The organism is Methylomonas koyamae, assembly GCF_006483455.1.
GTDB classification, from domain to species: domain Bacteria; phylum Pseudomonadota; class Gammaproteobacteria; order Methylococcales; family Methylomonadaceae; genus Methylomonas; species Methylomonas koyamae_B.
On record NZ_PPPU01000025.1, the window covers coordinates 52,143 to 78,620 of the forward strand.

Sequence of the window (26,478 nt, forward strand, 5' to 3'; positions counted from 1 at the left end):
TAGATCAGGCTTTGGCGGGGTGTAAGCCAAAGTCTTCGGGGAAATGGTTCAATGCGCTCAACACCGGATACGGTGTCATGCCGCCCATCGCGCACAGCGAGCCGCACAACATCGTGTCGCACAGGTCGCGCAGCAATTCGGTGTTTTTGGCCTTGTCGACGTTGGCGACGATGCGGTCGATGACTTCGACGCCGCGGGTCGAGCCGATCCGGCACGGCGTGCATTTGCCGCAGGATTCCTCGACGCAGAATTCCATCGCGTAACGGGCCATGTCTGCCAGATTGGTGGTGTCGTCGTGAACGACCAAACCGCCGTGGCCCAAAACCGCGCCGATGGCGGCGAAGGCTTCGTAATCCAGCGGTGTATCGAATTGGCTTTCCGGCATGTAGGCGCCCAACGGGCCTCCGACCTGCACGGCGCGGATCGGTCGACCGCTGGCGGAACCGCCGCCGTAGTCGTAGAGTAGTTCGCGTAATGTCATACCGAATGCGGCTTCGAACAGACCGGGATGTTTGATGTTGCCGGCCAGTTGCAACGGCAGCGTGCCGCGCGAGCGGCCCATGCCGTAATTTTTGTAGTACTCGCCGCCCTTGTCCAGAATGATCGGCACGGACGCCAGCGAAATCACGTTGTTGACGATGGTCGGTTTGCCGAACAGGCCGACGATGGCGGGAAGCGGCGGTTTGAATCGCACCAGGCCGCGCTTGCCCTCCAGGCTTTCCAGCAATGATGTCTCTTCGCCGCAGACGTAAGCGCCGGCGCCGCTGCGGACTTCCAAGTGGAAAGTCTTGCCGCTGCCCTGAATGTTTTCGCCCAGATAGCCGTTTTTGTAGGCGGCTTCGATGGCTTGGTTCAAAGCGACTTTGGCGTGCGGGTATTCGACGCGCAGATAGATGTAACCTTGGGTGGCGCCGACCGCAACGCCGGCAATGGTCATGCCTTCGATCAGTACGAACGGGTCGCCTTCCATGATCATCCGGTCGGAAAAGGTACCGGAGTCGCCTTCGTCGGCGTTGCAAACGATATATTTCTGGTCGCCGGTGGCGTTCAGCACGGTATTCCATTTGATGCCGGTGGGGAATGCTGCGCCGCCGCGGCCGCGTAGGCCGGAGTCGGTAACATGTTTGACGATTTCGGCCGGTTGCAGCGCTAAAGCGTTTTTCAGGCCTTTGTAGCCGTCGTTGGCCAGATAGTCTTCGAGACTGATCGGGTCGGTGATGCCGACACGGGCGAAAGTCAGCCGGTTTTGGTTTTTGAAATAGGGGAGTTCTTCGATATTGCCCAGGTAAAGCGGATGTGATTTTCCTTCTAGTAATCCGGCGTCGAGCAGCGAAGCGACATCTTCTTCCTGCACCGGGCCGTAAGCGATGCGGCCATTCGGTGTTTCGACTTCTACCAGAGGTTCCAGCCAGAACAAGCCGCGCGAGCCGTTACGAACGATTTGTACCGATTGGCCGCGGTCGGCCGTATGTTGAGCGAAGGCGTTGGCGACTTGTTCGGCGCCCAGTGACAGCGCGGTGGAGTCGCGGGAAATAAACAGGCGGGTCATGTTAAGCACCTTTGAATTTTGCAAGCAGACTGTCGAATTTATCCGGCGTGACGCGGCCGAATACTTGGTCGTCTATCGTAATGGATGGCGAGCAGGCGCAATTGCCCAGGCAATAGACCGGTTCCAGCGAGAAGGCTTGGTCTGCGGTAGTTTCGTGATAATCGATGCCGAGCACCTGTTTGGCGTGGTTTTCCAGGGCGGTGCTGTTCATCGATTGGCAGGATTCGGCACGGCAGATGCGCACGGTGTGTTTGCCTGGCGGAGTGTCGCGGAAGTAATGATAAAAACTAATAACCCCGTGTACTTCGGCTTGCGACAAATTCAGAGAACTTGCGATGTCTGCCACGGCAGCCGGAGGAATGTAGCCCAGGGTGTCCTGAATGCCGTGCAGAATCGGTAATAAGCTGCCCGGCATCGTTCGGTGAGCGTCCAGTATTTCCAGCACAGTGGCTTGTTGGGTTTGATAGTCTTGCATCATTGGCTCTTGTAAATGACGAAAAGGTTATCAGAGTATTTAAGCACGAAAAAACCCGCCAACGCAATTGGGATTCATGGCTCAATCCCGCGAATTTCCTAAGCATCGCAAGGTAATCCGGCGTTTCGACTAAGAGCGTTTGGCTTAGTTCGGTATCAGAAAAAAATGCCGCCGGCATCACTTTACTTTTAAATGATAATTGTTATCATTAATTCAAAATGATCTGGAGATTTTTGTATGTATGTGTGCGTGTGCAAAGCGGTTACCGATAAGCAGGTTGCTCAAGCGATCAGCCAGGGTGTTTGCAGTCGTAGACAGGTCATGGAGTGTACCGGGGCTGGCGGCGTTTGCGGTAAATGTTCCGCCAGTATCAAGGCGATGTTGGATGAGAAGTGCCAAAATCAGGCGTTGAGGGCGCAGGCAGCTTAGTCCGCTGCTATAGGATTTAGAGGAACAGGGCGGGTGTCCGCCCTGTATTGCCACGCAGGCTGTTTGGTTATTTTGCGGCTGCCGGGTCCGCGGGTTTGGTTTCCGTTGCCGGGGCAGCCGGTTCGGATGGGGCGGCGGCTGGCTGCTCGGCCGGTGCCGCGGCAGGTTGTTCGGCTGGAGCTGCAGGTTGCGCTTCTTCTGGTTTAGCCGGTGTCGGCGGCAACATCACTTCCACTTTTGCGTTCTTGCGCAGGTTTTCGATCATTGCTTGAGCTTTTTGCCGTTGCAACATCGGCCGGATTTGTTCTTTGACGGCGTCCAGCGGCGGCGGGGTCAAAGCTCTGGATTCTTCGCGCAAAATCACATGCCAGCCGAACTGGGTTTGCACCGGTTGTTTGCTGTATTTGCCGTTCTCCAGCGCTACCACTGCTTCGGAGAATGGCGGCACCATCCGGTCGGCGGTAAACCAGCCTAAATCGCCACCTTCCGATCCCATCGGGTCGATCGAATGTTTTTTAGCCAGTTCGTTAAAGTTGCCGCCTTTATCCAGCTCGGCGATCAATTTTTTGGCTTCGTCTTCGGTTTTGACCAGAATATGGCGCGCCTTGTATTCGCTGCCCATATTGGCCATTTTCGAATCGTATTCGGCTTTGATCTCTTCATCGGTGACCGGGTTGGCTTTCAGGTAATCCTGCAACGCTGCTTGCGACAGCAAGGAATTTCTGACGGTTGCCATCCGCTCGATCACTTCCGGCGTTTTATCCAACTGCTTCTGCAGCGCCTGTTGAATCAACAATTCGCGTTGAATCAACTCTTCCAATAATTGTTCCTTCGGAAAGGTTTGGCCTTGGCTACGTTCGGAAATCTCTTTTTCCAACGTTTCCAGGGTTTTTTTACTGATGTAGGTGCCGTTGACCGAAGCGACCGCATCTTCCTTGCTGACTGTCGGGGTTGCGGGGGCAGCCTCTTTGGCTTTTTCTTCGAAGCAGCCCGGCAACAGAGCTGCGCCGGCCAGAACCAGAGGGACAAGTTTCAATTTCATATCAAGAATTTCCTTTGCTGTTTTCAGAGGGAGTTAAAGCGTTAATGCTCAAGGCGTGAATCTCGGCCTTCATCATATCGCCCAAGGCTTGGTAGACCAATTGGTGGCGTTGCACCAACGATTTGTTTTCGAACTGCGCTGAAACCAGGGTGACGTGGTAATGGCCGCCGCCCTGGTTTCCGGCATGTCCTGCATGCGCGGCGCTATGGTCGATAATTTCGATTAATTCCGGCTGGAAAGCGTCTTCCAGCTTGTGTCTGATGATATCGGCAGTCATTGGGGAAATACTTGTTTAAATGGTTTGACGGTAACGCCGGCGTAAACGCCGGCGGCAAAATAGGGATCGGCATCGGCCCAGGTTTTGGCGCTCTGCAGATCGGGAAACTCGGCAACGATCAGGCTGCCGCTAAAGCCGGCTTCGCCGGGGTTTTCGGCGTCGATTGCCGGATGCGGCCCGGCCAGCACCAATCGGCCCTGGTCTTGCAAAGTCTGTAGTCTCGCCAAGTGGGCGGGACGTGTCGCCAGGCGTTTGCTCAGGCTGTCGGCCGCGTCTTCAGCAATAATGGCGTAAAGCATCATTCCTTCGCTTCCGGAGTCGGCACATGTTTATAGAGAAATGCCATTTGTACGCCAATAAACAACACCATCAGGCCCGGTACGCCAAAGGTCTTGAAGCTGACCCAGTCGTCGGTGCTGTAATGGTGCATCACGTATAAATTCAAAAAGCCGACGCCGATGAAAAACAAGGCCCAGCTTAGGTTCAGTCGTTTCCAGATACGGGCCGGCAACTCCAGATTGGCGCCCATCATACGTTCGATGAAGGTTTTATTGCCGACGAATTGGCTGGCCAAGAACGCGCCACCGAACAGCCATTCGATGATGGTCAGTTTCCATTTGATGAATTGTTCGTCTTGCAAATACAGTGTGGCGCCGCCCATGACCAGGATCAATCCCAGCGTAATCCATTGCATCGTTTCGACTTTGCGGTAGAGCAGCCAGTACAGGCAGACCTGAACGACGGTTGCGGCAATCACGACGCCGGTGGCAACGTAGATGTCGTAGAGCTTGTAGGCGACAAAAAACAAAACGATAGGAAAGAACTCTAAAAGCGGTTTCATGATGGATGGTTAAGCAGAATAGTTAGGCGTAAAGATCGATACCGGAAATTGTTTGGTTGAGCTGTTCTTGAACGAGTTGGTTGCGGTTTTCGGTATAAGCGTTCAGGGCTTTCAAAGTGCGCGAATTGGTCGGTACGTTACGGGGTTCAAGCATCAATTCGGTTTCGGCCAAGGCTGCCTGGATTTGCGCGGTGGACGAAGGTTGGCGTTGGCTTTGCGGTTGCCGGTTTGTCAGCTCCGCTTCGGTAATCGCTATCGGCGGTTGTTCGCGTTTGGCGTCTGACGGTCCGGCCTGCGGATATTTATAGCCGACCGGATAGTAGGCCAATGACGAACTGTGTATGGTGCTCACTGGAGTGACGTTAGGGGCCGAAGTAACGATGCTTCATTGTAGAATCTTTGTTTGCAATTGTACATGAGCCGGGCGGCTTTGCTGCTAAAATGCCGAATTTAAAGGAGGATTTCATGTCAGATACCCATAGCACCGAGTTGGAGGCCGCTGCTTTCCGACAACTGCTTGCCCACTTGCAAAAGCACACCGAAGTACAAAATATCGAATTGATGATCCTCGCCGATTTCTGCCGCAACTGTCTGGCCAAATGGTATGCGGCTGCGGCAGCGGAACGCGGTGTCGCCGTCGATTACGAACAGGCTCGGGAGATCGTCTACGGCATGCCGTATGCCGAATGGAAGGAAAAATACCAGCTTGAAGCTACCCCTGAACAATTGGCGGCTTACCAGGCTCGCCAAAAACTCAAGGACGATAAATGAGTGCCGATAACCCGTTCGATGCGATGTTCTCCGGCGTGATCGGTCGGGAATACGACATGCTGAAACTGATCTGCCCGTTCGCGACGGAAATGAGTCGTCTGGTCGGCTTGGAAATCGGCGATTTTTGCCGGGGCCACGCTACCCCGGCCAGTGTGGTCGAGTTGGGCGGCGGTACCGGTATTACCACGCTGGCTATATTGTCGGCGGCGGAAAATTGTCGGGTATTGAGTGTCGACAGCGAACCGGCGATGCAAAACCAAGCCAAATTGAGCTTGCAAGACTGGGAGCAACAGGGGCGGCTCGATTTTTCCGAACAGGACGCGTTAAGCGCATTGCGCGATTTACCGGCAGACAGCGCCGATGCGGTGGCATCCGCCTATACCTTGCATAACTTCGAAGCGGGTTACCGGCGTCAAGTGTTGGCCGAGATTTACCGGGTGTTGAAACCGGGCGGCATCTTCGTCAACGGCGACCGCTACGGCCTGGACGACATCGACGCACACACCCGTGCCACGCAACAGGAAGTCGCCGGTTACTTCAAAGTATTAACCGGCATCGAACGCTTGGATTTACTGGAGCATTGGATCATACATCTGTTCAGCGACGAATCCGAAAACCACGTGATGCGCGAGTCTATCGCGCTGGCACAGATGGCGGACGCCGGTTTCGGCAACATCCAACTCAAGCGGAGGATGGACGTGAATGCGCTGGTGACTGCCGCCAAGAATGCCGGATAAACCTCGCGCAACAGACGCTTAATTCGGGCGCGTAAGCGGCCGCCCGACCGAACCGAGAAAACTCATGGCTGAACCGACTGGTAATAAAAGCAAGAAAACTCTGGATGCCTTCGCCGACGACCTGGATGCGATGTTGAACATCAGCGAGCCGGCTGGTCGCGAGGTTGGCGAAATCGACGACGACGAAGCGATAGACCGCTTGCTGGTCGGAGACGAAACCTTGGGTCGCGAAGCGGACGAGCAGATCGACGAGTTCGGCGATTTCGACAACCTGTTGGAAATCGACCTGCCGGCCGGCAAGAACCGGCCGCTGGACGATATCGACGAATTCGGCGACGAATTCGATACTGAGATTGCCGAGATCGCAATCAATCCCGGCCGGGAGTCGGACGACCTGGCCGACGAAGTTGCCGATGCCGTCGGTGCCGACATTCAACGCGAGTTGGAAGAGGCCGACGCCATTGCCGACGCGGCCGAATTGACAGTGGCCGACGACATCGACGAATTCGCCGACATCGACTCGGTGCTTGCGGCTACCGCTGCCGAGCCGGGCCGGGCCGGCCAGGAAAGCGTGGCAGATATCGACGAATTTGGCGATGAATCGGAGTCGGCCGGTAACACGGCGGATTTTCTGATGGCGGATTTCGATATTACCGCGGACGACGATTTGGCCGAGCCCGTTGCCGAAACGGCCGAGGCGGAGCCAAGCGAGGCCTTTACCGAAACCGATGCCGCCGAAGTGCTAGCCCCTGCTGCCGTCGGCGAAGCGAACCAGCCGGAACCGAATATTCCGGTAGAGCCGGCAGCGGCGGCTGAAGCCGACGATGGCGATATTCTGATTGCCGGCGACGACGAGCCGGAGCTGGCGGCGGTTGCCGCAGCAGCCTCGGTAGCCGCTGCCGCGGTTACCCCACCACCTCCGCCGCCGCCGCCGGCCGTCGACTACAGCGGCGACATTACGGCATTGAACCGCCAGGTCGGCGAGTTGAAACGGCAATTGCAGCAGTTGAAGCATGAATTGGCCGAGAAACCGGACAGGACTCAACTTGGCGAGTGCCAGACCGGCCTGGAAAACCTGCAAGTCGAACAGAAAAAAACCAAACGTGGCTTGGATGCGCTCACTGCCAAAAAACCGGTGCTGGCCTACGCGGCGGCTGGTGTGGCCGGTGTCGCATTGCTGGCGAGTATCGGTCTGGGGGTGCAGGGCCTTATTACCAAATCCCAAGTCGGCGAACTGGTCACCATTATCGGAAAATTGCAGGAACAGGCAAATGCCGCGCCGACCAACGACGCGGCCGAGATGGCAATGATGCAAAAACAATTGGACGAATTGACGGTCAGTGCCGGCGTCATGTCGACCCAGATTACGGAATTGAGCAAAGTGCCGCACGCCAACCCTGGGGCTGCGCCGGCACCTGCTGGCGACCAGGCGACTAAACTGACCGAGCTGGCCAATCAGAACTTGCAAATCGGTGCAGCGATAGAAACTTTGCAGAACAAGGTCAGCGCTTTGGAAAAAGGCCGGACTGTTGTCGCGGCCGCGCCGAAACCGGAAAAGAAAAAACCGGAACCGGTCGAAGAGAACTGGGCAGTCAACCTGGTGGCATTCAAGCAGGATTGGTACGCCAAAAGCAAGGCCCAGGAGTTCGCCGGCAAAGGCGTACCGGCCAAGGTCAGCAAGACCGAAACCAAGGGCGAAAACTGGTACCGCCTCAGCGTCGACGGTTTTAAAACTCAGTACGAAGCGGCAGCCTACGCCGCAAAGGTTAAGAAAACCTTGAACCTCGATTCGGTCTGGGTCACTCGCGTCAAGGATTGAGGCTGCCGGGATGAGTAACCAGAAACTGGTGGTGGCGGTATCGTCGCGGGCCTTATTCGACCTGGACGAGTCGCACGCAATTTTCGAAACCCAGGGCAAAGAAGCGTTTTGCCGCTACCAGATCGAACACGAAAACGAAATCCTGCAACCGGGATTCGGCTTTTCGCTGGTCAAAAAATTTCTCGACATCAATAAAGCCTTTCCCGGTTCGCCGCTGGTCGAAATCATCCTGTTGTCTCAGAACAGCGCCGACACCGGCCTGCGCATTTTCAACTCGATCAACCATTACGACTTGGCGATTACCCGCGCCGCGTTTACCAGCGGCGTGTCGCCCTACGAATACATTCCGGCCTTCGGCGCCCATCTGTTTTTGTCCGCCAACAACGAAGACGTCCGCAAGGCGCTGGCCGCCGGCTATGCCGCGGCGACCATCGTTTCCGGTGCCGTAGCCAATCCGTCGCCGCAATTGCGGATTGCCTTCGACGGCGATGCGGTGTTGTTTTCGGACGAATCGGAACGGATATACCAGCAACACGGTCTGGCTGCATTTGCCGCCAACGAACGTAGCGAAGCTCACAAGCCGTTGTCCGGCGGGCCGTTAAAGGAATTTCTCAGCGCCTTGCATCGGATTCAAACCCATTTCGATCAGGATGTTTCGCCGATTCGCACGGCTTTGGTTACGGCCCGTGCCGCGCCGGCCCACGAACGGGTGGTGCGTACCTTGCGCGCTTGGGGGATTCGGATCGACGAAGCCTTGTTTTTGGGCGGAATGTCCAAGGGCGCCTTTCTGAAGGCGTTCGGCGCCGATATCTTTTTCGACGACCAGAAAGGCCATTGCGATTCGGCCGAACGGCATCAGGTCGCGGCCGCGCACGTGCCGCACGGCGTTACGAATCAAGAGTGACGCGGAAGCGAGCGTAGTATTCGTTAAATTCCAGACAGCTTTTCAATTGCAAGCTCGGTCCGTGCGCCAAGCTTATTTTGCTTTCCAGCGCATATTTGCCTTTGGGCAGAAATACTTCGGTACCGCTTTCGGCATTGACCAGAACGGCTTGCAGGGTGTCGCCGTCGCCGATGGAGAAGTCGTAGATCGATAATTCGCCTAACACCGGCTCCAACGCGATCAGCGAAGTATTTTCGAATGCCACCTGGCGCCGTACCAGCATCAACCTGGGTGCTTGCTGCTCCCGGCTCAGCATGCCGATGTCGCCGGTATTGAATGCGGCATCGGCACTTTCGGCCACGACAAATTGCTTACTATGGTTGCGTAGCAGCGTTACGGTAAAGCCGGGTTGATTGCTGAAGTTGGAAACGTGGCCGGTACTCGGTTTGTAAAAGTTTTTTTCGTGCTCCAACGGCACCAGACTCATGTCGCGCATGGCGCTCCGGTTCGCCGTTTGTCCGCTTAGGCGCATGATTTTCGACAATTTATCCTGGCTCGACAAATAGGCCTGAACGCTGCTCAAACCCGGAAAAAACTGCGCCGGCAATATCGGCGGCTTTAAATCCACGGTCGCGAACAATTGGTCGTAGCCGCAAAGGTGTTGCGTCAGTTTGTTTAGCGCAGCCTGCGGCAGTTCGCTGCTGATTTCGCCCAGGCGCAGAGCGTGACCTAGTCGATGGCTGCGGATCGCTACCGTGCCGCGCGAGGTGTGCCAATGACCGCGTTTGGCCGGATAGGGTTCGCCGTCTTTCAGCTCCCAGCAAAAATCCGGATTCCGGCTGGGTTGCATGCTGGTTTCCAGCAAGGGTTGAGCGATGGCGGCAAGTTTGAATAGTTGTTCGATCTCCACGGCCGGGTAGCGGTTGGGAGCGCAAATCGCGAATAACAGATTGCGTTTGACCACGCCTTCAATCGAATTCGGTTGTCTCAAATCCGCGAACTTGGCGACGATCTCCCGCTGCAGCCAATCTTGTTTCGACGCAATCTGGTAGAGTAGGGCGGTTTTTTTCCATAATGTCGCTGAGGGCGGTTCGTAAAACAAGGCGCTAATGCGTTGGCAATAGCCGATCAGTTGTAGGGCGTGGAAGATTGCGATCGGTTGCGACTCCGCCGCCAGTTGATTGGATTCGACCGTCCGGCACAACGCCAAACTCAAATGGCGCAGGAGCTGTACAGCCAGTTTGGCGATTTTATAGGCTTTACCCTGGGCTTCGGCGCGGGCCAGATTGGCCAGACTGTTGGCGAGGTGCAGCGTCAGCGGGCTCAGATTGATTAACAACGGCAGCAACGGGGCGGCATCGGCGTTGGTCCGCGCCAATTCTTTCAGGGCCAGATTGAGCTGGTTGGCGGCAACGGCCGGCGCCAGCGAACTGAGCGATTTCAACCAGCCTGCCAGCGATTCGCTGGTCAGTTGGAACGGCAAGGATGCGGTGTCTGTCATGAACGGCGCGTTGATATGCATAGTAAAACCCAAACAAGTTTAGAACAGAATAACCGCTGCAACGTTGGCGGATTTTGAATAAGCGCACGTGGCTGCATAAAATGCCGCTCCATTTGCACTCCGGTTTGTTCATGTTTCGAATCTTTCGTCACCGCCCCGAAATCGCCGCGCTCGGCAGCGGCAGCTTTTTGACTCTGGCCTTCGCCCCATACGCCTACGCCTATCTTGCGCCTATTGCGCTGGCCTTACTTTATCTGAGCTGGAGCGGGCGCACTCCCCGGCAAGCGGCTTTGGTTGGCTATTGCTTCGGCTTGGGCTTGTTCGGTTCCGGGATTTGGTGGGTGTTTATCAGTATTCACGAGTTCGGCGGCGCCGACGCGGTCAGTGCCGCTGCCTTGACCGCGTTGCTGGTGGCGGTATGGGCCTTGTTTCCGGCGCTGGCGGCTTGGTTGATTGCGATGACGCCGTGGCCTGGCGTTTGGTCGCGGGTTGCCGGAGCCGCCTTGCTGTGGTTGGCGGTCGAGTACTTCCGCGGCAATTATGTGCTCAATGGTTTCCCCTGGCTGCAGATCGGTTACAGCCAGACCGCTACGCCGCTGGCCGGCTTCGCTCCGCTCGGCGGCGCCTATTCGGTCGGCTTTTTGCTGGCGTGGTCCGGGTTTGCGATGGCAGAGATCGTTCAAGGCCGATTGTCTTGGCGGCTCGGCTCGGCGATGTTGCTGGCGATATGGGCTGGCGGTGCCGGGATGCAGGCTATCGCCTGGACTGAAGCCGCCGGCGCGCCGATCGATATTACTTTGGTGCAGGGCAATATCGGCCAAGGCGACAAATGGCAGGCGAACCAGCAGCTGGCAACCTTGAAGTTGTACCGTAAGCTGACCGAACAACACTGGGATTCCGACGTTATCATCTGGCCGGAGACCTCGATCCCGGCTTTTCTGGAAGATGTGAAGCCGTTTTTTATCGACCCTCTGCACGCCGCAGCTCGCGAGCGCGGCGTCGATATCGTGGTCGGTTTGCCCAGCAGCGGCCAGGGTAAGGATTACTACAACAGCGTGTTGGCTCTGGGCGAAACGCAAGCGCTCTACCACAAAATCCATCTGCTGCCGTTCGGCGAATATTTACCGTTGCAACCCTTGTCGGGTTGGGTGTTGGACCAATTGGCGATCCCGCTTGGCGATTTCGCCGCCGGCGGCGCCCGCCAACCGCTGTTGCGGGCCGGCGGCCATGCCTTTGTCACGACCATTTGTTACGAAGATGCATTCGGCGAACTGGTCGCGCGTCAGGCGGCCGAGGCCGGGTATATCGTCAACATGACCAACGATGCCTGGTTCGGCGACTCGGCCCAACCCCACCAGCATCTGCAGATGGCGCAGATGCGGGCGCTGGAAACCGGCCGCTATTTGGTACGGGCCACCAACACGGGCGTGACCGGCTTCATTGCCCCGGACGGAACCGTCAAGCGCCAAGCGCCGTTGTTCAGCACCGTCGCAATTACCGACCGTATTGTGCCGATGCGCGGTGCTACGCCTTACCTGCGTTTAGGCGATAGCGGCGCGTTTGCGGCCATGGCGCTGCTGGTGTTATCGATTGCTGCCGGCGAGCGCCGCCAGACCCGGCGGGCAATGTGCGAAACCGTGTAATACATTTCGCCAAACCTTAATCGGATTGACACCTTGTTTTGTTGCGAGCGGATTAAGATCGATAACAAGCAGGGCAGTACGGTTTGGTTTTTCGATTCCGTAGCGTCCGCTTGCCGATGCCGCCGCTCGGCAAACCATCGCCACAGGGATGTGAACTTATCTGGTCTGGTTGGGATTGGGGGCGCGAATCGAGCGCAGGCTTGAATCCGACTTCTGCGGCCATTTTGTCCGCCGCAAGTTCAAGCCCTTGCAACGGCAGCCGTTCGATTCGGCGAGGAGTTACCGGCGCGAGCGACGATCCGGTAACGACACGTGTCGGGGCTGAAAGCTGATTATCGTTAGCGCAGGATTTTTTGCCACCGTTCGCGAAATAGGTGTAACAGCCGTTGCAAGACAGTCTCCCCGGCATCGACTGCGGCGGGCGAGGCGGTATCGGGTACCGCCGGCTTGACGTCGTCGACGACGATAAACGTACCCGGAATCATGCCCATCCAGCAGCTCCACGCTACCACGCCGGCTTCAGGCGGAGTGAATTCGACCACTTGCGCACCTTGCCGCAGCTGAATTTCCAGGCCGTAGTCGCGGACTACGATTTCTTTGTTGCATTGATTGAGCTCTTTGACGTCAATGACCCATTTCACCGGGACGCCTTTGCGCAAGGTGAATTTGTTCGGAGAAAAACGGTTTTCCAGCACCTCCATCCGGATGGTTTGTTCGTTCTCGCAGCTCTGGGTTTGCGCCGAGGTCGGGGCGAATTCCAGCGACAGCCGCGCCAGCAGCGTGTTGAAATCCGCACCGCTGCCCGTTACCGACAGACCCCGGTTCAGCATAATGACGCCCAAAGCGATCACAATCACGCCGGATGCTTTCAGCAATTTGGGGGTCAAATTAGCCGATAACAGGCTGGTCAAAACACCGAAGCCCATCAACAGCGGCAAGGTGCCCAGGCCGAAAAACAACAGAATGGCGGCGCCTTGCGACCAACTGCCGCTGCCGGCCGCCATCACGTACATGGCTTGCAGCGGGCCGCAAATAATCATCAGGCCGTTCAGCAGTCCGATCACGAACGGATTGCTGTGCTTGCGGTATTCTTTGCCGACGAAACGCATGACAAAAGCCGGTGTCTTGAACTGGAAATGGTGCAAAGCCGGAAATATTTCCAACATATGGATGCCGAACAGAATCAGGAAAAAGCCGGCGGCCACGCCGATCACGCCTTGGGTAAACGGGGTGAAGGCGACCATGGCACCGAATGCGCCGAACAGTGCGCCGATTGACGCGTAGGAAACCGTCTTGCCGGCGCCGTATAACAGATGGGCGGTATGCGAATGTTGCCCGGCCTTGGCACTTTTGGCGATATAACCCAGGATCAATGGGCCGCACATGCCGACGCAGTGGAAGCTGGTCAAAAAGCCGATCAGAAACAGCAGGCCGAAATTCAGGTCGCCGTTCAAATCCGGCATGCCGGCATGATCCATGAACCAGCTGTCCAGCCACAAGATCAGCCCGATTCCGACTAAGGCAAAACCGATAGTCAGTATTTTTTTAAAAACGCTGCCGGAACCGGGTGGGGTAGGGGCTGATGGCATAGTGGAATCTCGGATAATCGATTTGGCGGCTAAATTTAAGGGAATTGACCGCGCAACAAAACTGGAGCAAGATTAGTGAAGTCTGATATACCGGTCAAGCCTGTGCCAGATCGTAGCCGGCCACTTTGGCGTCGACTGCATGGCGCAGGCTAATTCCCGTTGCCAACACGGAGACAGTTATGAGCGACCACAGCATTACCGCCCACGAACAGCACGATCCCCGTAAAAAATCCGGAACCGGTGGCCGCAAAGCCAAACGGATGGCTCCGCCGACCCGAGGCGAGGCCTTGGTCAAAGGCGTATTCATGGGCATCGTCATTTCCGGCGTCACCCACGCCAGCAAAAGCATTACCGGGGCCTTGGTTCGCCACCGGCGTGGTCAGCGGTTACCTGACCCACAAATACCGCAAAGAAATCATCCTCGTCGGCAGCCGCACAGCTGTGGAGAGTAAGAACTTTCTGTTGCGGCAACGCGAGAATGTGCTGGATTTGGTTGCCGAAAGCCGCGAATATGCCGCCCGGCGCGATGCAGCCGAATGAAGCCGATCCAACAGGCCCGGCCGCTAAAACGGTTTCGGATCCAGCCGGAGGCTTGCATTACTTTATTTTTATAGCGATTGAGGTGATTACCATGGCACATGTACACGGAGCGAAAGCGGCGGGCAAGGCCGGCAGCAAAATGGTCGGCACGGCCATGAAGATGGGGGAAGGCATGATGCATCCGGCGCTGGCCGGTGCCGTGGCGGGGGCGGTTGCCACCACCAAGGTCGGCTTGGTCAGAAAAATTCTGCGGCACCCGTTGGTCTGGTTCGGCGCCGGCGTGGCGTTGGGTGTGGTGGCCTATAAATACCGCCGGGAATTGGCTGAAAAAGCGGAGCACGGCGAGTAGGTGGCCGGCATCGACCGGAGCAATAGCAGTCTACTTCGGAAACTCAGATCCGGAAACTTGGCGCCATGACCGCTTCCGGATCGGAATACTTTGGTTGATGTCGTGCATCCGGCGCCCATCCGCCCTAGCCGACGGCGGGGAACAAGCGTTTTCGAAACCAAAATGCCACGTTGACCAGACCCACCATGACCGGAACCTCGATCAACGGGCCGATCACAGCGGCAAAGGCGGCGCCGCTGTCGATGCCGAACACCGCCACCGCCACCGCAATTGCCAGTTCGAAGTTGTTGCTGGCGGCGGTGAAAGCCAAGGTGGTGGTTTGGCCGTAGTCGGCGCCGATCAATTTGCCGCTGGCAAAGCTCACCAGAAACATCACCACGAAATACACCAGCAGCGGCAGCGCGATGCGCAATACGTCGAGCGGCAGTTGCACGATCAGTTCGCCTTTCAACGAGAACATCACCACAATCGTGAACAACAGCGCAATCAAAGTCAGCGGGCTGATTTTCGGTACGAACAGCTCTTGGTACCAAACCTTGCCCTTGGCTCTGATCAGAATCCAGCGGCTGCTAAAACCGGCAATGAACGGGATGCCCAGATAAATAAACACGCTGTGGGCGATATCGCCGATGGTAATGTCTACCAGACTGCCGGGCAGGCCGAACAGCGGTGGCAGCACCGTGACGAACAGCCAGGCGTAGACGCTGAAAAACAACACCTGAAACACGCTATTGAACGCGACCAGTGCCGCGCAATATTGGTTGTCGCCGCGCGCCAGTTCGTTCCAGACGATCACCATCGCAATGCAGCGCGCCAGGCCGATCATGATCAATCCGGCCATATATTCCGGATAGTCGCGCAAAAATAAAATCGCCAGGCCGAACATCAAAATCGGCCCGATAATCCAGTTTTGCACCAGCGACAAGCTCAGTACCCGCCAGTTGCGAAACACGTCGCCCAATTCCTCGTAATGCACCTTGGCCAGCGGCGGATACATCATCAGGATCAGACCGATCGCGATCGGGATATTGGTGGTGCCGACGGAAACCGTTTCGTTGATCTGCTTGACCTGCTCGGGCAGTGCAAAGCCCAGGCCGACGCCGATGGCCATCGCGATAAAAATCCAGAGCGTCAAAAACCGGTCCAGGAACGACAAACGCGGGCTAGGGCAGAGTGGGGTATTCATATAAAATTTCCTCCAAACGGTTTTCCGGAAAGGGTGTCCGAATCATTGCAAACGATCACTGGCTGGGATCGTTTTGGGTGGAGCCGCAGCAGGTCGCAGCCGGCGGCATCTGGATCACATCGTCTGCGCCGAACATCGGGATCTGTTCCAGGGAGTGGAAGGCTTCCCAGGCAATGCCCTGCGGGTCCACCGTCCAATACTTGTCCGACTTGGCGTAGCAGCAGGCGGCCTGCTTTTGCTCGGCCAGCGGTACCGCCGCAGCGGTCAAGCCCGATTGCACCGCTTCCAGCTCCGGCGCCGATTCGACTTGTATGCCCAGATGATCCAGGCCCGGTTTGCGCCCGCGCTGCGATATGGCAAAGTTGACGCGCGGATCGTCCAGCAACCACTTGGCGTAATCGCTCTGCAGCACTGTGGGTTCGGCTTGAAATAGCGCGTTATAAAAGCGGATATTGGCTTCGAGGTCGTCGACGGCGATATGGATATGAAGACGTTTCATGGCGGCAATATCCTCGGTTCGGAAGGTGAGTGGCTGTCGGCGGCACTGCGGCCGATTTCGTCGATTCTTTGGGTCAGGGTCAGACTGTCCAAGGTCGGCAGCGGTAACGCGCAAAACAATTCGATACGGCGTTTCAACAGGCTGTAAACCTCGAAAAATAATTGCTTGCGTTGCTGTTCCGAGCCGTAGAGTAGTGCCGGGTCCGGCACGCCCCAATGGGCCCTTGCCCGTTTCGGCCAGACCGGACAGGGTTCGCCGGCCGCTTTGTCGCAAACGGTGAACACAAAATCCATTGGCGGCGCCTCGGTACCGCTGAATTCGGACCAATGTTTGCTGCGTAAGGGTCGTGTCTCGTAACCCAGCCGGCTTGACAGCTCGATGGTCAACGGATGCACGCTGCCGGCGGGTTCGCTGCCCGCGCTGAATGCCTGGAATCTGCCGGGGCCCACTCGATTGAGGATGGCCTCGGCCATGATGCTGCGCGCCGAGTTGGCCGTGCACAGAAATAAAACAGTCGCAATTCGTTCCGGCATCGAAAAATCTCAGTGATCCGAGCCGGTCAACTGTTGCAGGCGGGCGATTCCGACCGGCTCGTCCTGCAGCAACGGTACCACGGCGTAGCGCGGCGCATGGCGCTTGGCGACGGCGGCAATTTCGGTCAGTTCGTTACTGGCGCGTTGCCGCAATAGCGGCGAGGTCGCGTTGGCGGCGGCGATGCTGTTATTGATTATCCAGGCCCAGGGCTCGATACCCGCCCGGCGCAAATCCTGTTGCAGATTGGCGGCTTCCAGCACCGGCGTGGTTTCCGCCAGCGTGGCAATCAGCACTTTGGTTTGCCGGCTATCCTGCAATTGCATCATCGGCGTCTGATAGTGAATACCGGGTTGCATTTGCCGCGCCACCTCGCGATGGTAGGCGCCGGTGGCGTCCAGTAACAGCAGCGTATGGCCGGTCGGCGCGGTATCCATCACCACGAATTGCCGGCCTGCCTCGCGGATGATGCGGGAGAAGGCCTGGAACACGGCGATTTCCTCGGTACACGGCGAACGCAGATCTTCTTCCAGCAGCGCCCGGCCTTGGGCGTCCAGGCGTGCCCCCTTGGTAGCCAATACCTGCTGGCGGTAGCGTTCGGTTTCCTCGGCCGGATCGATCCGGCTGACAGTCAACTGTTCCAGCGCGCCGACCAACGTTTCCTGCAAATGCGCGGCCGGATCGGAGGTCGTTAAATGCACCGGCAGGCCGCGCCGGGCCAGATCGACCGCAATTGCCGCTGCCAGCGTGGTCTTGCCGACGCCGCCTTTACCCATCAGCATGATCAGGCCGTGGCCTGCTTGTGCGATTTCTTCGACTAACTCGGCCAAACCGGGATGGGCTTCGGGCCGGCAAGGCTCGCCGGCCGGGTCCAGGCCTTCGCCGCCGCCGGTCAACAAGTGGCGTAACGCAGCCAATCCCACCATGTTGAAAGGCCGCAGCATCACCGCGTCGCGAGGTAAGGCGGCGAGGACGTCGGGCATGTTCGCCAATGCGGCTTGTTCGCGTTGATGGATCGCCATTGCCAGCGGGTCGTCCGCGACTTGCTCGGCCGGCAGTATCGCGTTGATCAGCAAGTATTGATTGTGCAGGCCGATCTCGGCCAGTTCCCGATGGGTCCGCGCCACTTCCCGCAATGTGGACTGCTGGGCGCGAGCGACCAGAATCAAGCGGGTACGGGTGCTGTCCGCCAGCGCATCCACCGCAGCTTTGTACTGGGTACGTTGTTTGTCCAGGCCGGCCAGCGGCCCCAGACACGAGGCATCGCCTTTGCCCGCTTCCAGAAAGCCGCTCCAGGCGCCGGGCAATTGCAACAGGCGGATGGTGTGGCCGGTGGGCGCGGTGTCGAAGACGATGTGGTCGTAACCCGCTACCAACTCGGCATCGGTCAATAAGCCGGTGAATTGGTCGAAGGCGGCGATTTCGGTGGTGCAGGCGCCGGAGAGCTGTTCCTCGATCCCCTTGACCACGTTATCCGGCAACAAGCCTTTGACCGGGCCGACGATGCGGTCGCGGTAAGCTTGGGCGGCGGCTTGCGGGTCGATTTCCAGGGCACTCAAACCGGAGACGGCGGGAACGGCGGCGATGCGATTGCCGATATCCAGGCCGAAAACCTGGCCGACGTTCGAGGCCGGGTCGGTGCTGACCAATAGCACTTTAGATCCGCTATCGGCCAAATGAACGGCGCTGGCGCAAGCCACCGAGGTCTTGCCGACGCCGCCCTTGCCGGTGAAAAACAGAAAGCGCGGCGCTTGCTGCAGAAAGTTCAAGGCAGTCCCCGGCCGATCAGCAGCAGCGGCTGCCGCTGCAGCAGGCCGCTTCCGGTTTGTCCGTCGCCGTGTCGAGCGCGGCCCAGCGTGCCAATTCGTTTCGATTCGGATAGCGGCCGGTCAAGGCAATTTCGCCGTCGACCAAAACCAGCGGCAATCCCTCCGCGCCCGACCGCTCCAGGAAAGCTTTCACAACCGGATTTTCGGCAAAGGCCAAAGGCTGCTGCGCCAGATTGAAGCGTTCGATGGCGGCACCGCTTTGCTGGGCCCAGGCGATGTCGGCGGCGACATCGACCAGTTGCTGATCGACCTCCACGCCGCAGACGCCGCTGCTGCAGCACAGCGAGGGATCGAAGATTTGAATGCTGCTCATGGCTGTTCTCCTGCTGGTTAAGGTAAAGACACGCCGATCCGGTCCATCTCCGCTTTCAAGCGTACCGGGTCGTGTTGCAATTCGGTCAACGGTAAAGCCAGAAATTGTTCGATGCGATAGCGCAGAATGGCGTAGGCCGTTTCAAATGCGGCTTTGATTTCAGCTTCGGTGCCTTCGGCATGGGCTGGATCTTCCACGCCCCAATGGCTGCGCAGCACTGGGCCCAGATAGGCCGGGCAAGTTTCGTTGGCGGCATTGCCGCAGACGCTGACGACGATGTCGGGCGTGACCGGCAGATCGTTCCAGGACTTGCTGTAGTAGCCGGCGGTGGCAATGCCTTTTTCCTCCAGCAAGGCCACGGCGCCGGGATTGAGCCGGCCGAGCGGCTTGCTGCCGGCGCTGATGGCATGCCAACCTTGCGGCGCCAGATGGTTGAAAATCGCTTCGCCCATCAGCGAGCGGCAGGAGTTACCGGTACAAAGAAAGAGAACGTTCATCATAGATCGGGATGCTGAATTGGGATTAGGGTTATCGTGACGAGCGACCGCTCCGGCAATCGCCCGGATTTCATGTTTGGGGCTCGCAGCGGCTGACCGAGGCCCCCGAACAGTCGTTTCCGCCGCAGCAGTTCTCGCTCAAAAACGCCAGGAGCTGGTTCATCGCCGCGAAATTGGCCGAATAGATGACGAAGCGGCTTTCGTTGCGGGACTCTATCAAACCGGCATGAACCAGTTCTTTTAAATGAAACGACAACGATGACGGCGAAATTCCCAGCATTTCGCTGATCTTGCCCGCTGCCAAACCGGCCGGCCCGGCCTGGACCAGGGCGCGGAACAGCGATAAGCGGGTTTCTTGGGCCAGTGCGGCGAGGGCGGTAACGGCGGTTTTATTTTCCATATTTCAAAATTAGTTGAAATATGGAAATAAGTCAACCCGTTTCACGAAATTGTCATGTTCGGCCATTAAGCTGCCGGTTTCCGAATCTAATGTTGGAGCCAACACATGAAACAAGCCAAACTAGCCGCGGCGCTGGGCGCCTTTGGTATGACGCTTTCAATTGCCGCGGTAGCAGACGACAACTACCGGCACCATCACGACTTACCGGCGGGCCAAGTTCCGGAATCCGCCAGCGAATGGTTCCAAGCCGGCCAAGCAGCTGTCAGGCTTAACAAATACGAGTTGCCTAATCTGCGCAGAGCCAAAAATGTGATTTTGTTCGTCGGCGACGGTATGGGCGTTTCCACCGTTACCGCCGCCCGCATCCTGGAAGGCCAGATGAACGGGCGCGACGGCGAATTCAACCGGCTCAGTTTCGAAAGATTCAACCACACGGCGCATTCGGTTACCGCTAGCGCCAACCAGCAGACTTCCGACTCGGCGCCGACTGCGACAGCGATGGTCTCTGGCGTCAAAGCCAACGATGGTGCGATTTCTGTCGATCAAAGTGTTGCCCGTACCGAAACGAGTGCCGACGTCACCGCAGCGAAGAGTGTAAAAACCATCCTCGAGCGTGCCGAGGAGCGCGGTATGTCTACCGGGGTTGTGACGACCGCCCGCTTTACCCACGCCACTCCGGCCGTCAATTATGCTCACATTGCCGATCGCGACTGGGAGGCTGACAGCAATCTGCCGGCCGGCGCGACGGTGAAAGACATCGCCCGCCAATTGCTCGAGTTCCCCTACGGCGACGGTTTGGAAGTGGCCTTGGGCGGCGGCCGCAGCTACTTCATGCCGAAAACGGCGACCGATCCGGAATATCCGACCCAAAAGGGCCGCCGGGCCGATAGCCGCGATTTGACCGCCGAATGGACGGCCAAATACAACAACTCGGAGTATGTTTGGAACCAAGCCCAATTCGATGCGGTGAATCCGGCTAAGACCGATCATCTGTTGGGTCTGTTCGAACGCTCGCACATGCGTTACGAAGCCGATCGGAAAGACGATGCTGCAGGCGAGCCTTCCTTGGCGGAAATGACCGAAAAAGCGATCAAAGTTCTGCAAAAAAACCGCAAAGGCTTTTACTTGATGGTTGAGGGCGGACGGGTTGACCATGGTCATCATGCCGGCAACGCTTACCGGGCATTGACAGACGCGATAGCGCTGTCCGATGCAGTGAAAAAAGCCAAGCAACTGACCAACGACAAGGACACCCTGATCCTGGTTACCGCCGACCACAGTCATGTGTTCACCATCGCCGGTTACCCATCGCGCGGTAATCCTATTCTGGGCAAGACGGCAATTGACGGCGTCGAATCGAAAGATTCTTTGGGCTTGCCGTATACCACCTTATCCTATGCCAACGGCCCGGGCTGGACCGGCGGCCTGCAACGCAAGGAGTTCAACCCGGCCAATGAAGGCACTGTGGCGGCAGAGTATGCCGGCAACAAGCTGCGCCCGGATTTGAGTGCGGTAGACACCGAAAATCCTAACTATATGCAAGAAGCAACCGTGCCGATGGGTTCGGAAACCCATGCCGGCGAAGACGTGACGATCTATGCCGACGGCCCCGGTGCCTACTTGGTGCGCGGCACGTTGGAGCAAAACGTGATCTACCACATCATGGCGGACGCGCTGGGCTGGAACGACCGCCGCTAACGGCTGTCGCTATTGCTTTGTCGGGGGCGGCTAAAATGCCCCCGGCTTTTTCGTCAATCCCGTATCCGCTTATTCATGGCTCAAATTGTTAATTCGCTTTCCAAGCTCCTCTTTGTCTTCGCTACGGCGGTAATTCTGGCCGCATGTAGCCAGACACCCCATCATCAAGCCGTGCCCGGCGGACTTGTCGACTTAGCATCCACCAACCTGCCGCCCGCCGCTGCCGAATATAGAACCACGCTGTCCAAAGGACCAGGCGAGCATGGGCACGATTTGGCCGACGCGGACGCGGAACCTGTGACGTGGCGGTTTTGGCGCGATGCCAAGCAAATCGTCATCGAGCGGCCGCAACTCGGCTTGGGCGAGCTCTGGCAACGCGACGGCAAGACTTTAATTCACCGCAAGCTGTATCACGGTGACCGCCGGGCGCTCGAATTTCAAGAAGATGATTTGAAAATGCTCGGCAGCAAACCGGCTTGGCAGAAATTGGCGCTATTGATCGATCCGGCCGTGTTGGAACGGTTGGAAGCCGGTAGCGAGGATCGACTGGACGGTAAACCGGTGCGTGAATACCAAGGTACCGTGGCCGGTGCCGAATGGCATGTCGTCATTCGGCTGGATCTGGGCCTGCCGGTGTTGATCGAACGCGAAACCGCCACTGCCGTCGAACGGACCGAGTTGCTGAACGCCTACGCCCTCGGCTCCGCTCCCTGGCAACCGATCCCGAGCGACAGCTATGAGATTGTCGATTTCGCGGACCTGGGCGACAAGGAATACGATCCGTTCGTCGTCAAAGTTCAGGCGCAAATGGGACACGATCACCGTCACTGACCGGCAGCGGGCAGCCATTCAGGGATTGACGGCGTAAGAGGTACCGGGAGCGGTGGGAGAACGGGGAATAGGGACCGGACAGCGTTGCTACCGGGTGTGAGAGGCTGCCATGATTTGAGTGCCGATTTCACAACGGCCTAATTCCGGGCATTCGGTGCAGCGATTTGCCGCGTCGGATAAAATCTCGATTTGTCCGGACTCGGCGATAGATCGCAACAGCTGTGCCGTGAAAGTAACGTCCGGCAAGTTCCGGATAAAATCCGGATAACCAAATCCGCACAGCAAGGCGCCGGCAAACTGCGATTTACGGCCGCCGGCGTCTAACATCGATATTTTCTGCAAATAACGGGTAAGCGGGCAGTTCTGCCCGAAATCTATTTTGTCCATTGTTTGAGTTGTTGCGCGTCCAACATAGGGCAAGCATAAGACAACGGTACAAAAAAATAACCACCATAATATGGTAACTCTATAGCGTATATATGCTAATTTCCGCGCGCAGCCGACTAGGCCGGCTTATTTGGAAGGAAGTAGGCCGTGATCGATTGCAAACTTGGTGACTTCGGCGGTGCTGTGCAGATCCAGCTTCGCCATGAGGTTGCGGCGGTGCGAAATGACCGTTGGCGTCGCCAGATGCAAGCGCTTGCCGATTTCAGCCGAAGTCATGCCGATCGCGATCAGCCCCAGGATCTGCCGCTGGCGTTTGGTCAGACTTTCCGCGGTTTTGCCTTCTGCCGTTGCTGCAGAGGGGGACGATGAACTGTCGCGTATCAACGATTCGATCCGCTTCAACAAATCCATGCCTTCTTCGTTCAGACGCTTGCGCATCGTAATATCTTGAATGGTGCCGACCATGCGCAAGGGCATGCCGTCCTTGTCCCGGCGAGTCACCTTGCCTTTGGCTTCGACCGTAACCCAATGTCCGTCTTTATGCCGCAACTGGTGTTCGCTTTCGAAGCTGGCGGTTTCGCCATGCAAATGTGCTTGAAGCTTGTGGCTAAAGCGTTCCAGGTCCCGAGGATTTATTAAGGCCATCCAGTCGTCTTCGTCCGTACCCAGTTCCGCGTCGGTGTAGCCGAGCAAGTCGAACCAGCGATTCCCGGCGGTGACCTTGCGTTCAGGTATATTCCAGTCCCATAGCACCAGCCCCGAGGCTGCCAACGCCATTTCCAGCCGCTCGTCGCTTTCGCGCAGGTCCGATTCGATTTGTTTCAGACGCGTGATATCGCGGCCGACCGATTGAATTTCTTTCAGATTTCCGGTTTCGTCGTAAAAGCCGCGATTGACGAATTGCATCCAGCGCAGCTCGCCGCCGGCGATGAAGACCCGGTTCTCGATCACGACGACAGGCTGATCCGGCGCCATTGTGCCCAGTCCGGCTTCGATCATCGGCACGTCGTCGGGATGGGCTACGGGTTGCCAGCGGTGGCCGATCAATTCGGCGGCGGATTTTCCGAATAGCCGGCAATAGACCTCATTGACGAACAAGAACGTACCATCCGGCAAAAAGCGGCTGATGACTTCGGTCTGGTCTTCCACGACCGACCGGTAGCGTGATTCGCTCTGTTCGAGTTTTTGCACCTCGCGATGGCAGGCGGTGCGGTCGACGATGGCGCCTATGGCCATGTCAGGACAGCCGGCAAGGCCGGAAACGTTGAATTCGTACCAGCCCGTCGTGCCGTCCTTGCGTCTTTGCGGGATGGTTCCGGTATAGGTTCGGCCAGCCGCTATCGCCGAATACGCCTCGCGGCCGAACGCCTCGTACCCGGCCTGATCCAGAAACAGCTGGCGAGTGGCTTGGCCCACCAATTCGCCCGGTGCGTAACCGAATATACGATGCATCGCGGCGTTGGCCCAGACGACGTGCCGGTCTTTGACGATCGCAATGGCGATGAAGTCGCTGTCTAGAATTGCGGCGGACTGGCCGATGGCGTTTTCGGGCATAGGAGGCTTTGGCCTTGTCTGGCACTGAATGTTCAGGTGGAAGAATCCGGTTTTTGCGGCTTGGAGCGCCGGTTACTCATGGTATGGGGCGGGAGTTTAAGCCGCGATCAAGGCGCTCGGCTCGCAAAAAATGCACGGTAACCCAACTATACCCTATGCCATGATCGGCTTCCAAAAACGCCGAATTGTTAAAGTTCGAACCGAAGCAACTGGCGCGTTTCAGTGGGGCCGCGACGCCGTCAGAATCGCCTGCACCGCGCGTTGGGCCGATTCGACTGCGCCGTTGGAATGGGTGTCTTCGCTAAAGTCGCCGGCGAAGTAGACTCGGCCTTGGCCTGCTCGCAGCGCATCGGCCAGTTCGTCGAAGCGCGAGCGCCCCACCGGCCAAGAAGCGATGGCCCGCGGATGATAGCGGTAGAACTGCATCCGCTTGATCGCCGGCCGCACGCCGGGCCAGAGCTGGTCGAACGCGACCAGCAATTCCTCCCGAATTTGGTCCGGGTCGTTGACGCGGGAATTGAAGCGCTCCGCGCTGGCACCGTTGACCAGCAGATTCAACAAGATGTCGCGGCCGGGCTGGGACTGACCGGCATAAATCACGCCCAGCGGGCCGTCGCTGAGGATGGGCAGCACGCTCTGGCCTTGCACGGTCCAGAACCGGGCGGCGTCGGGGTCGAGAAACACGTGGGCCGTGAAATAGGCGCCGGCGGATTGGGTTCGAATCGCCTGTTTGCGCTCGGCACTCAACGGCGGTTCGAATTGGATATCGTTCAGACGGAACAACGGAATGGCGGTAATTACGTAACTGGCCCGGTAAATCCGCTGGCGAAAATTGCTTTGATCGACGGCGGTGACTTCCACGCCTTCCGCCGTGGCGGTGATATGCGTCACCAATTGGTTCAACCTGATCCGCTTGCGGCCGACCGCATCGGCCAACCTTTCCGCGGCGCGCTGGTTGCCGCCGATTACGTGGTACGGCGTCGCGCCGTCGCCGGAGAACAAGCGCCATTCGGCGATGCCTTCCAACGCGCTGATCTTGCGCCAGGAGGTGGCGAATTCCGGTTCGGTTTCGATCCGCACCAACTGCTGCGCGGTTTCCGGAAAGCCGCTGCGGGTTTCGATCCATTCGGCGAACGAGATATCCTGCAAGGCCCGCAATTCGGGACTCAGCGGTTTTTGTTCCAGTTGCCGCTGCAAAGCCGACATGTTGCTATCCCAGGCTTGGTAAGCCTTCAGCTCGGCCGGATCCAGCACCGATTCCAGAAACGCCCGGTTGGAATTCTGAGTAAACGGATACAAACGGCCCTGGCGGTAAAAGCTGGAAAAACTGCTGTACGAGGTTTCCAACGGAATCTTCAGCGCCCGGAACAACTCGATGGCCGGGCTGTTGCTCCAAAACTCTTCCAGGCCGATTTCGGCATGGGCGCCGTCCGGATAGTGTGCGGTCCGAATCCGGCCGCCGATATGCGGGCTCATTTCCAGCAGTGTCACGCTGTTCCCGGCCTGCTGCAAATAGTAGGCGGCGCTGAGCCCGGATAGACCGGCGCCGACGATGACGACGTCACTGTGCTGCGGTTTCGCAATCGCCGGCGGTAAAGCCAAAACCAGGCATAACATCAGCCAAATCGAAGCAACAACTTGGTTGCGAACGGTGGGCGACTGACAACTGTTAGCCGCTCGACCGCAAGGCTTATCGCGCATACCCATTTCCCCTGGATGGTGGTTACGGGCGAGATTAGCCGAGCAATGTGGCGGAATTATGACAATCGTTGCTGCATCGGCTTCGGCGGCGTCCTTTTACAGCTGAGGCAAAGAATAGACGGTATAAAAACCACAGTTTTCACCGGATTTTAATCTTGAATTCAAGTTGGATTCATCTTGGCGGCTTAATGTATTAGAGCTTCATTATTAAATAATGAAGCGATGCTCTGCACCAGGAGACGAGGAGAACTATCATGAAAAAAAACGTGTTGTTAGTGTTGCTGGCCGTTGCAGCAACAGAGGTTGCCGCCGCATTGCCGGCGGATTGTAGCGTGACCGACGCCAACGGCGTGCAGCGGGTCATGCAGCCGAACGGAGAATTGCTGGCGGCGCAATGTTATCAATGCCACGGTTACCAGGGGCGATCGTTAGGTGAAATCGATTCCATCGGCGGCAAGTCCGCCAGCGATTTATACGGCGATTTGCGGGAATTCAAGAGCAACGGCAAAGCGGACATCATGAGTCTGCAAGCCCGCGCTTATCGCGATTGCGAGCTGAATGCAATTGCCCAATACCTGTCGACTTTGCCAAATCAAGGGGATTAACC

General features: G+C 57.5%; 30 protein-coding genes. 11 read left to right on the top strand and 19 right to left on the bottom strand.

What is annotated here, in order from left to right; all coding sequences use genetic code 11:
* Positions 1 to 4: 4 nt before the first annotated feature.
* Entirely contained in the window at positions 5 to 1,549 is a 1,545-nt protein-coding gene (locus C2U68_RS13735) for a formate dehydrogenase beta subunit (protein ID WP_140913039.1), read from the bottom strand.
* Position 1,550: 1 nt separating this feature from the next.
* Positions 1,551 to 2,024, bottom strand: a complete 474-nt coding sequence (locus C2U68_RS13740) for a formate dehydrogenase subunit gamma (protein WP_140913155.1) — start codon at positions 2,022 to 2,024, stop codon at positions 1,551 to 1,553.
* A 237-nt stretch (positions 2,025 to 2,261) separates the two neighbouring features.
* Between C2U68_RS13740 and C2U68_RS13745 the strand changes: the two genes are divergently transcribed.
* Positions 2,262 to 2,453, top strand: coding sequence for a bacterioferritin-associated ferredoxin (locus tag C2U68_RS13745; protein WP_140913040.1), 192 nt, complete (start codon positions 2,262 to 2,264; stop codon positions 2,451 to 2,453).
* Positions 2,454 to 2,520: 67 nt separating this feature from the next.
* Here C2U68_RS13745 and C2U68_RS13750 read toward each other — a convergent pair whose 3' ends face one another.
* Genes C2U68_RS13750 through C2U68_RS13770 form a run of 5 tightly spaced genes read right to left on the bottom strand, consistent with a single transcriptional unit; the run spans position 2,521 to position 4,965 of the window.
* Positions 2,521 to 3,495 (bottom strand): peptidylprolyl isomerase, encoded by a 975-nt coding sequence (locus C2U68_RS13750; RefSeq protein WP_140913041.1) that lies wholly within the window; start codon positions 3,493 to 3,495, stop codon positions 2,521 to 2,523.
* Position 3,496: 1 nt separating this feature from the next.
* Complete coding sequence (locus C2U68_RS13755) at positions 3,497 to 3,772, bottom strand: BolA family protein (protein ID WP_140913042.1); 276 nt, start codon at positions 3,770 to 3,772, stop codon at positions 3,497 to 3,499.
* On the bottom strand, positions 3,769 to 4,071 hold the full coding sequence (locus C2U68_RS13760) for a YciI family protein (RefSeq protein WP_140913156.1): 303 nt from the start codon (positions 4,069 to 4,071) through the stop codon (positions 3,769 to 3,771). The genes C2U68_RS13755 and C2U68_RS13760 overlap by 4 nt, the downstream gene beginning before the upstream one ends.
* Positions 4,071 to 4,613, bottom strand: coding sequence for a septation protein A (locus tag C2U68_RS13765; RefSeq protein WP_140913043.1), 543 nt, complete (start codon positions 4,611 to 4,613; stop codon positions 4,071 to 4,073). The genes C2U68_RS13760 and C2U68_RS13765 overlap by 1 nt, the downstream gene beginning before the upstream one ends.
* Before the next feature lie 22 nt (positions 4,614 to 4,635).
* The gene (locus C2U68_RS13770) at positions 4,636 to 4,965 is read right to left on the bottom strand and encodes a hypothetical protein (RefSeq protein WP_140913044.1); all 330 of its coding nucleotides are present in this window, start codon (positions 4,963 to 4,965) and stop codon (positions 4,636 to 4,638) included.
* A 113-nt stretch (positions 4,966 to 5,078) separates the two neighbouring features.
* Between C2U68_RS13770 and C2U68_RS13775 the strand changes: the two genes are divergently transcribed.
* The 4 genes from C2U68_RS13775 (at position 5,079) to C2U68_RS13790 (ending at position 8,844) form a co-directional block, all read left to right on the top strand.
* Positions 5,079 to 5,384: a DUF1244 domain-containing protein gene (locus tag C2U68_RS13775; RefSeq protein ID WP_140913045.1), complete on the top strand. Its 306-nt coding sequence runs from the start codon at positions 5,079 to 5,081 to the stop codon at positions 5,382 to 5,384.
* Positions 5,381 to 6,121, top strand: a complete 741-nt coding sequence (locus C2U68_RS13780) for a class I SAM-dependent methyltransferase (protein ID WP_140913046.1) — start codon at positions 5,381 to 5,383, stop codon at positions 6,119 to 6,121. Before C2U68_RS13775 ends, C2U68_RS13780 begins: the two co-directional genes overlap by 4 nt.
* Before the next feature lie 64 nt (positions 6,122 to 6,185).
* Positions 6,186 to 7,940 (top strand): SPOR domain-containing protein, encoded by a 1,755-nt coding sequence (locus C2U68_RS13785; RefSeq protein ID WP_140913047.1) that lies wholly within the window; start codon positions 6,186 to 6,188, stop codon positions 7,938 to 7,940.
* 10 nt (positions 7,941 to 7,950) lie between these two features.
* Positions 7,951 to 8,844: a 5'-nucleotidase gene (locus C2U68_RS13790; protein WP_140913048.1), complete on the top strand. Its 894-nt coding sequence runs from the start codon at positions 7,951 to 7,953 to the stop codon at positions 8,842 to 8,844.
* On the opposite strand, the gene C2U68_RS13795 is transcribed toward C2U68_RS13790, so the two are convergent.
* Positions 8,828 to 10,324 carry a hypothetical protein gene (locus C2U68_RS13795; protein WP_140913049.1) on the bottom strand — a complete coding sequence of 499 codons (1,497 nt, stop codon included), beginning with the start codon at positions 10,322 to 10,324 and terminating at the stop codon, positions 8,828 to 8,830. The two genes, C2U68_RS13790 and C2U68_RS13795, sit on opposite strands and share 17 nt — an antisense overlap.
* Before the next feature lie 131 nt (positions 10,325 to 10,455).
* On the opposite strand from C2U68_RS13795, the gene lnt reads away from it, so the two are divergent.
* Positions 10,456 to 11,967, top strand: a complete 1,512-nt coding sequence (gene lnt / locus C2U68_RS13800) for an apolipoprotein N-acyltransferase (RefSeq protein ID WP_222101911.1) — start codon at positions 10,456 to 10,458, stop codon at positions 11,965 to 11,967.
* 338 nt (positions 11,968 to 12,305) lie between these two features.
* Here lnt and C2U68_RS13805 read toward each other — a convergent pair whose 3' ends face one another.
* A complete protein-coding gene (locus C2U68_RS13805; protein WP_260839359.1) occupies positions 12,306 to 13,556 on the bottom strand; it encodes a sulfite exporter TauE/SafE family protein in 1,251 nt (416 codons plus the stop codon).
* A gap of 179 nt (positions 13,557 to 13,735) precedes the next feature.
* On the opposite strand from C2U68_RS13805, the gene C2U68_RS21240 reads away from it, so the two are divergent.
* Complete coding sequence (locus C2U68_RS21240; RefSeq protein ID WP_186289621.1) at positions 13,736 to 14,008, top strand: hypothetical protein; 273 nt, start codon at positions 13,736 to 13,738, stop codon at positions 14,006 to 14,008.
* Positions 14,009 to 14,187: 179 nt separating this feature from the next.
* Entirely contained in the window at positions 14,188 to 14,445 is a 258-nt protein-coding gene (locus C2U68_RS13810; protein ID WP_140913050.1) for a hypothetical protein, read from the top strand.
* Between the two features lie 124 nt (positions 14,446 to 14,569).
* Here the strand turns inward: C2U68_RS13810 and arsB are convergent, their stop codons facing one another.
* The 7 genes from arsB to C2U68_RS13845 form a co-directional block, all read right to left on the bottom strand.
* Positions 14,570 to 15,631, bottom strand: coding sequence for an ACR3 family arsenite efflux transporter (gene arsB / locus C2U68_RS13815; protein WP_140913051.1), 1,062 nt, complete (start codon positions 15,629 to 15,631; stop codon positions 14,570 to 14,572).
* 55 nt (positions 15,632 to 15,686) lie between these two features.
* A complete protein-coding gene (locus tag C2U68_RS13820; protein WP_140913052.1) occupies positions 15,687 to 16,130 on the bottom strand; it encodes an ArsI/CadI family heavy metal resistance metalloenzyme in 444 nt (147 codons plus the stop codon).
* The gene (locus C2U68_RS13825) at positions 16,127 to 16,663 is read right to left on the bottom strand and encodes an arsenate reductase ArsC (protein ID WP_140913053.1); all 537 of its coding nucleotides are present in this window, start codon (positions 16,661 to 16,663) and stop codon (positions 16,127 to 16,129) included. The genes C2U68_RS13820 and C2U68_RS13825 overlap by 4 nt, the downstream gene beginning before the upstream one ends.
* Before the next feature lie 9 nt (positions 16,664 to 16,672).
* Positions 16,673 to 18,430: an arsenical pump-driving ATPase gene (gene arsA / locus C2U68_RS13830; RefSeq protein WP_140913054.1), complete on the bottom strand. Its 1,758-nt coding sequence runs from the start codon at positions 18,428 to 18,430 to the stop codon at positions 16,673 to 16,675.
* 16 nt (positions 18,431 to 18,446) lie between these two features.
* Positions 18,447 to 18,803 (bottom strand): arsenite efflux transporter metallochaperone ArsD, encoded by a 357-nt coding sequence (gene arsD / locus C2U68_RS13835; protein ID WP_140913055.1) that lies wholly within the window; start codon positions 18,801 to 18,803, stop codon positions 18,447 to 18,449.
* 17 nt (positions 18,804 to 18,820) lie between these two features.
* Positions 18,821 to 19,300 carry an arsenate reductase ArsC gene (locus tag C2U68_RS13840; RefSeq protein ID WP_140913159.1) on the bottom strand — a complete coding sequence of 160 codons (480 nt, stop codon included), beginning with the start codon at positions 19,298 to 19,300 and terminating at the stop codon, positions 18,821 to 18,823.
* Between the two features lie 70 nt (positions 19,301 to 19,370).
* On the bottom strand, positions 19,371 to 19,700 hold the full coding sequence (locus tag C2U68_RS13845; protein ID WP_140913056.1) for an ArsR/SmtB family transcription factor: 330 nt from the start codon (positions 19,698 to 19,700) through the stop codon (positions 19,371 to 19,373).
* 105 nt (positions 19,701 to 19,805) lie between these two features.
* Between C2U68_RS13845 and C2U68_RS13850 the strand changes: the two genes are divergently transcribed.
* The gene (locus C2U68_RS13850) at positions 19,806 to 21,398 is read left to right on the top strand and encodes an alkaline phosphatase (protein ID WP_186289610.1); all 1,593 of its coding nucleotides are present in this window, start codon (positions 19,806 to 19,808) and stop codon (positions 21,396 to 21,398) included.
* A gap of 297 nt (positions 21,399 to 21,695) precedes the next feature.
* On the top strand, positions 21,696 to 22,229 hold the full coding sequence (locus C2U68_RS13855; protein WP_140913057.1) for a hypothetical protein: 534 nt from the start codon (positions 21,696 to 21,698) through the stop codon (positions 22,227 to 22,229).
* A gap of 87 nt (positions 22,230 to 22,316) precedes the next feature.
* Here C2U68_RS13855 and C2U68_RS13860 read toward each other — a convergent pair whose 3' ends face one another.
* The 3 genes from C2U68_RS13860 to C2U68_RS13870 all read right to left on the bottom strand — a co-directional run bounded on the left by C2U68_RS13860 (position 22,317) and on the right by C2U68_RS13870 (position 25,787).
* On the bottom strand, positions 22,317 to 22,556 hold the full coding sequence (locus tag C2U68_RS13860) for a hypothetical protein (protein ID WP_140913058.1): 240 nt from the start codon (positions 22,554 to 22,556) through the stop codon (positions 22,317 to 22,319).
* A 186-nt stretch (positions 22,557 to 22,742) separates the two neighbouring features.
* Positions 22,743 to 24,170, bottom strand: a complete 1,428-nt coding sequence (locus C2U68_RS13865) for a PAS and helix-turn-helix domain-containing protein (protein WP_140913059.1) — start codon at positions 24,168 to 24,170, stop codon at positions 22,743 to 22,745.
* A 219-nt stretch (positions 24,171 to 24,389) separates the two neighbouring features.
* The gene (locus tag C2U68_RS13870) at positions 24,390 to 25,787 is read right to left on the bottom strand and encodes a flavin monoamine oxidase family protein (protein WP_260839360.1); all 1,398 of its coding nucleotides are present in this window, start codon (positions 25,785 to 25,787) and stop codon (positions 24,390 to 24,392) included.
* Between the two features lie 338 nt (positions 25,788 to 26,125).
* On the opposite strand from C2U68_RS13870, the gene C2U68_RS13875 reads away from it, so the two are divergent.
* The gene (locus C2U68_RS13875; RefSeq protein WP_140913061.1) at positions 26,126 to 26,476 is read left to right on the top strand and encodes a c-type cytochrome; all 351 of its coding nucleotides are present in this window, start codon (positions 26,126 to 26,128) and stop codon (positions 26,474 to 26,476) included.
* Positions 26,477 to 26,478: the final 2 nt, after the last annotated feature.

Bases quoted from the DNA above. Each gene is read 5' to 3' on its own strand.
- C2U68_RS13810 (WP_140913050.1), top strand. From the start codon at position 14,188: ATGGCACATGTACACGGAGCGAAAGCGGCGGGCAAGGCCGGCAGCAAA.
- C2U68_RS13805 (WP_260839359.1), bottom strand. From the start codon at position 13,556: ATGCCATCAGCCCCTACCCCACCCGGTTCCGGCAGCGTTTTTAAAAAA.
- C2U68_RS13780 (WP_140913046.1), top strand. From the start codon at position 5,381: ATGAGTGCCGATAACCCGTTCGATGCGATGTTCTCCGGCGTGATCGGT.
- C2U68_RS13765 (WP_140913043.1), bottom strand. From the start codon at position 4,613: ATGAAACCGCTTTTAGAGTTCTTTCCTATCGTTTTGTTTTTTGTCGCC.
- C2U68_RS13760 (WP_140913156.1), bottom strand. From the start codon at position 4,071: ATGCTTTACGCCATTATTGCTGAAGACGCGGCCGACAGCCTGAGCAAA.
- C2U68_RS13820 (WP_140913052.1), bottom strand. From the start codon at position 16,130: ATGAAACGTCTTCATATCCATATCGCCGTCGACGACCTCGAAGCCAAT.
- arsD (WP_140913055.1), bottom strand. From the start codon at position 18,803: ATGAGCAGCATTCAAATCTTCGATCCCTCGCTGTGCTGCAGCAGCGGC.
- C2U68_RS13875 (WP_140913061.1), top strand. From the start codon at position 26,126: ATGAAAAAAAACGTGTTGTTAGTGTTGCTGGCCGTTGCAGCAACAGAG.
- C2U68_RS13735 (WP_140913039.1), bottom strand. From the start codon at position 1,549: ATGACCCGCCTGTTTATTTCCCGCGACTCCACCGCGCTGTCACTGGGC.
- C2U68_RS13840 (WP_140913159.1), bottom strand. From the start codon at position 19,300: ATGAACGTTCTCTTTCTTTGTACCGGTAACTCCTGCCGCTCGCTGATG.
- C2U68_RS13740 (WP_140913155.1), bottom strand. From the start codon at position 2,024: ATGCAAGACTATCAAACCCAACAAGCCACTGTGCTGGAAATACTGGAC.
- C2U68_RS13750 (WP_140913041.1), bottom strand. From the start codon at position 3,495: ATGAAATTGAAACTTGTCCCTCTGGTTCTGGCCGGCGCAGCTCTGTTG.
- C2U68_RS13755 (WP_140913042.1), bottom strand. From the start codon at position 3,772: ATGACTGCCGATATCATCAGACACAAGCTGGAAGACGCTTTCCAGCCG.
- C2U68_RS13795 (WP_140913049.1), bottom strand. From the start codon at position 10,324: ATGACAGACACCGCATCCTTGCCGTTCCAACTGACCAGCGAATCGCTG.
- C2U68_RS21240 (WP_186289621.1), top strand. From the start codon at position 13,736: ATGAGCGACCACAGCATTACCGCCCACGAACAGCACGATCCCCGTAAA.
- C2U68_RS13870 (WP_260839360.1), bottom strand. From the start codon at position 25,787: ATGTTATGCCTGGTTTTGGCTTTACCGCCGGCGATTGCGAAACCGCAG.
- C2U68_RS13785 (WP_140913047.1), top strand. From the start codon at position 6,186: ATGGCTGAACCGACTGGTAATAAAAGCAAGAAAACTCTGGATGCCTTC.
- C2U68_RS13850 (WP_186289610.1), top strand. From the start codon at position 19,806: ATGAAACAAGCCAAACTAGCCGCGGCGCTGGGCGCCTTTGGTATGACG.
- C2U68_RS13790 (WP_140913048.1), top strand. From the start codon at position 7,951: ATGAGTAACCAGAAACTGGTGGTGGCGGTATCGTCGCGGGCCTTATTC.
- C2U68_RS13845 (WP_140913056.1), bottom strand. From the start codon at position 19,700: ATGGAAAATAAAACCGCCGTTACCGCCCTCGCCGCACTGGCCCAAGAA.
- C2U68_RS13825 (WP_140913053.1), bottom strand. From the start codon at position 16,663: ATGCCGGAACGAATTGCGACTGTTTTATTTCTGTGCACGGCCAACTCG.
- C2U68_RS13775 (WP_140913045.1), top strand. From the start codon at position 5,079: ATGTCAGATACCCATAGCACCGAGTTGGAGGCCGCTGCTTTCCGACAA.
- lnt (WP_222101911.1), top strand. From the start codon at position 10,456: ATGTTTCGAATCTTTCGTCACCGCCCCGAAATCGCCGCGCTCGGCAGC.
- C2U68_RS13865 (WP_140913059.1), bottom strand. From the start codon at position 24,170: ATGCCCGAAAACGCCATCGGCCAGTCCGCCGCAATTCTAGACAGCGAC.
- C2U68_RS13860 (WP_140913058.1), bottom strand. From the start codon at position 22,556: ATGTTAGACGCCGGCGGCCGTAAATCGCAGTTTGCCGGCGCCTTGCTG.
- arsB (WP_140913051.1), bottom strand. From the start codon at position 15,631: ATGAATACCCCACTCTGCCCTAGCCCGCGTTTGTCGTTCCTGGACCGG.
- C2U68_RS13745 (WP_140913040.1), top strand. From the start codon at position 2,262: ATGTATGTGTGCGTGTGCAAAGCGGTTACCGATAAGCAGGTTGCTCAA.